The 3,923-nt window shown below is 74.8% G+C and carries 3 protein-coding genes and 1 pseudogene; 2 read left to right on the top strand and 2 right to left on the bottom strand.

All coding sequences use genetic code 11. The features are described from left to right. Together VF468_17495 and VF468_17490 are read left to right on the top strand one after the other, a co-directional pair. Positions 1-171, top strand: a 171-nt coding sequence (locus VF468_17495) for a pyridine nucleotide-disulfide oxidoreductase (GenBank protein ID HEX5880085.1), incomplete at its 5' end; no start/stop codon positions are given. Between the two features lie 68 nt (positions 172-239). Continuing rightward, complete coding sequence (locus tag VF468_17490; GenBank protein ID HEX5880084.1) at positions 240-1,298, top strand: trypsin-like peptidase domain-containing protein; 1,059 nt, start codon at positions 240-242, stop codon at positions 1,296-1,298. Positions 1,299-1,323: 25 nt separating this feature from the next. On the opposite strand, the gene VF468_17485 is transcribed toward VF468_17490, so the two are convergent. After that, a complete protein-coding gene (locus tag VF468_17485) occupies positions 1,324-3,486 on the bottom strand; it encodes an MMPL family transporter (GenBank protein HEX5880083.1) in 2,163 nt (720 codons plus the stop codon). 173 nt (positions 3,487-3,659) lie between these two features. Then, a pseudogene (locus VF468_17480) lies at positions 3,660-3,747 on the bottom strand (DUF3039 domain-containing protein). Positions 3,748-3,923: the final 176 nt, after the last annotated feature.

Genomic DNA, 3,923 nt, shown 5'->3' with positions numbered 1-3,923 from the left:
CGGGTCGTGGTCGGCGCGACCTTCGTCGGTCCTGGCGTGCAGGAGCTGCTGCACTCGGCCACGGTGGCCATCGCCGGTGAGGTGCCGCTCGACCGGCTGTGGCACGCCGTCCCGTCGTTCCCGACGGTCAGCGAGGTCTGGCTGCGGCTGCTGGAGACCTACGGCCTCTGATATCCGGGCCGGTCCCGTGGAACCCTGAGCGGGACGCCCGACCCACCGCCGCCCCGAGGAGCTCGGCCATGGACGCCCGCCCCGCCCGCACCGTCTGGTTCGCCGCCGCCGCCCTGCTGGCCGCCGCCCTGGCCGGCTGCGGCCTGGTCCGGGAGCCGCAGGCCCGCTCGGCCCCGGCCCCGGTGACCGCCCCCGCCCCGGCGGTCGACGCCAGCGCGCAGGCGGCCGCGGCCGGCGACATCCCCGGGATCGTCGGCAAGGTCGAGCCGTCGGTGGTGACCATCACCCACGACCAGGGCAGCGGCAGCGGGGTGATCTGGTCCAAGGACGGGGTGGTGGTCACCAACGCCCACGTGGTCGGGGACTTCCGGGCGGTCGAGGTCGCCTTCTTCGACGGCCGCCGGGTCGACGGCCGGGTGCGGGCCACCGACCCCGACACCGACCTGGCGGTGGTGGACGTGGAGCGCCAGGACCTCCAGCCGGCCACCTTCCAGAAGGCCCTGCCGCAGGTGGGCGAGCTGGCGGTGGCCATGGGCAGCCCGCTCGGGTTCGCGAACACCATCACCGCCGGGATCATCTCGGGCCTGCACCGGGAGATCCCCGGATCGGCCGCCCAGAACATCCGCTCGCTGGTCGACCTGATCCAGACCGACGCGGCCATCTCGCCCGGCAACTCCGGCGGCGCCCTGGTCAACGGGCGGGGCGAGGTCGTGGGCGTCAACGTCGCCTACATCCCGCCCGAGCAGGGGGCGGTGGCGATCGGCTTCGCCATCCCCGGGGCGACCGTGGTCGACGTCGTCGGCCAGCTGCTCCGCAACGGCCGGGCCACCCACAGCTACCTGGGCGTCCGCGGAGACCAGGTCACCAGGGAGATCGCGGCCCAGCTCGACCTGGAGGAGGCCCGCGGGGTGGTCCTCCTCGAGGTGGTCGAGGGCAGCCCGGCCGCCCAGGCCGGCCTGCGGCCCAGCGACGTGATCGTCCAGATGGACGACGCCGGCATCGAGACCGTCGAGGACCTGTTCGGCGAGCTCCGCCAGCGCAAGCCGGGCTCCCAGGTGCGGCTGACCATCGTCCGCGACGGCCGCCAGCAGGAGGTCACCGTCACCCTGGCCGACCGCCCCAACTGATTCCAGCTCCTCCGGATCGGGCGGGTCACTGCAGCGCGCGGCCGGGAGCGGCCGGTAGCCCGCCGGACACATCGTCGGCGGGGGTGGCCGACTGGAGCTCGCCCAGCCCGACCCGCCGGTGGAGGCGGCGCAGCGGGGCCGGCGCCCACCAGTTCCAGCGGCCCATCAGCTTCATGGTCGCCGGGACCAGCAGCATCCTGACCACGGTGGCGTCCAGCAGGACGGCCAGGACGGTGGCCAGCCCGACCTGCTTGATGGTCAGCATGCCGGCGGCCATGAACCCGGAGAACACCACCACCAGCAGCAGCGCGGCCGAGGTCACGATCCGCCCCGAGCGCTGCAGCCCGAGGGCCACGGCCAGGTCGTTGTCGCCGGTCTCCTCCCAGGCCTCCTTGATCCGCGACAGCAGGAACACCTCGTAGTCCATGGACAGGCCGAAGGTGATGGCGAAGGTGAGGACGGGGACGGTGGGGTCGATGGCGCCGGCGCCCTCGGCCCCCAGCAGCCCGGCCAGGTGCCCGTCCTGGAACACCCAGACCAGGGCCCCGAAGCTGGCCCCCAGGCTGAGGACGTTCATCACGATGGCCTTGACGGGGACGACCACCGACCCGGTGAACAGGAACAGCAGCACGAAGGTGGCCAGCACGACCAGGGCGGCGGCCAGGGGGAGGCGCTCGGCGACGGTGGCCTGGTAGTCGGCCAGGGAGGCGGCGTCCCCGGTGACCTGGACGGGGAACGGCGCCGGCAGCGAGCGGACGGCGTCGACCAGGCGGGCGGCGGCGGCGTCGGTCCCGCCGCCCTCGGGCAGCACCTCGACGACCGCGACGCCGTCGGCCAGCGGCTGCGGCTCGCCGACGGTCCGCACCCCGTCGAGGGTGGCGACCCGCTCGCCGAACGCGGCCACCCTGGCCAGCCCGGCCTGGTCGGTGCCGGTGTCGGCCACCAGCACCACCGGCTCGACCCAGACGGCCGGGTCGAAGCGGGCCTCCAGGGTCTCGTACAGCTCGCGGGAGGAGGCTCCTGGGGGCAGGAAGCCGGCGTCGGGCTGCTGGTAGGCGACGTGCAGGAACGGCGTGACGGCCACGGCCAGGGGGACGCCGACCGCCACCACGATCAGCGGGGCACGGCGCTGCACCAGCCGCGACACGGACGCGAACAGGCCCGTCCCGGCACGGTCGCCGCGGGACGGGCGGATGCGGCGGCCCCACATGCCGAGCAGGGCCGGCAGCAGGGTGACCGCGGCCGCCATGTCGAGCAGGACCACGGCGCCGCCGCCGTAGGCCATCGAGCGCAGGAACGGGTCGGCGAAGACCAGCAGCCCGGCCAGGGACGCGGCCACCGTCAGCCCGGAGAACACCACCGTGCGGCCGGCGGTGGCCACCGCCTCCTCGATCGCCGCCGGCAGGTCCCGGGTGGCCCGCTCCTCGCGGAACCGCGACACCAGCAGCAGCGCGTAGTCGACGGCCAGGCCGAGGCCGAGCATGGTGACGACGTTGACCGAGTAGACCGAGACGTCGGTGACGGCGCTGATCCCCAGCAGGGCGAGCAGCGTGCCGGCCACCCCGACGAGCGCGACCAGCACGGGCAGGCCGGCGGCGACGATGCCGCCGAAGATCACCAGCAGCAGCACCAGCACCACCGGCATGGACAGCAGCTCGGCCCTGGCCAGGTCGGCGGCGACCTGGTCCTCGAACTCGGCGTCCTGGAGCGGCCCGCCGCCGACCACGACCCGGGGGGCGTCCAGCCGGCGCAGCTCGGCCTCGGCCGCCTCCAGCGCCTGGTCGAAGCGGTCGTCGTCCAGGTCGGGGGCGAACTCGACCGCGACCAGGACGGCCCGGCCGTCGATGGCCGCCAGCTCGGGCGGCCCGCCGGCCACCGGGGCGGCGACCTCGGCCACCCCGGGGATGGCCCGCAGCCGTTCCACGGTGGCGGCCACGGCGGCCGCGGCCGCCGGGTCGCGGGGGTCGATCCCGTCGGCGACGGCGGCGATGGTCTCGCCGCCGGGGTCGAGGGCGTCCAGGCGGGCGTCGGCCCCGGCCGACTCGGTCCCCTCGACGTCGCCGACGTCGGGGTCGAGACGCTCGAAGACGCCGCTCCCGATGGCGATCCCGGCGACGAACAGGACCGCCCAGGCGAGGGCGACCAGCCGCCGGTGACGCAGGCTGAAACGGGCGAGACGACGCAGCATGGGGGCTCCCTGCAGGTCGGGGTTGCGGTCGCCCCGACGCTACGAACCCAGGCCCTGGTCGCGGATCACCCGGCGCGGCCAACCCCGTGCTCCCTCCGGCGGGGGAGGCGCGGGCGGGTTCTGGTCCTCCAGGGGGAGTCCCGTCCCCGGCGGGCCGCCGGTCGCGCCTGCGGCTACTGGGGACCCCAGAGGAGGGCGGCCAGCTCCTTGCAGCGCGGGCAGACGGGGAACCGCTGCGGGTCGCGCACCGGGGGGAACTTATAGCCGCAGAGGTGGACGTTCTATAGTACTCTGTACCGAACACGAGTTCGATGGAGCGTGCCATGCCTGCTGCGTCCCACCAGACCACGCCTGCATCTTCGGGTTCCTCCTTGCCAGAGCCGGCCGGAGCTCTTCTTCGCCTCTCGGCGATGCCTCCCGCCCACGATCCATTCTCG

It is taken from the genome of Actinomycetota bacterium (assembly GCA_036280995.1).
In the GTDB taxonomy this organism is placed as follows: Bacteria; Actinomycetota; CALGFH01; order CALGFH01; family CALGFH01; genus CALGFH01.
This window is presented reverse-complemented; position numbering and strand designations above follow the sequence as displayed.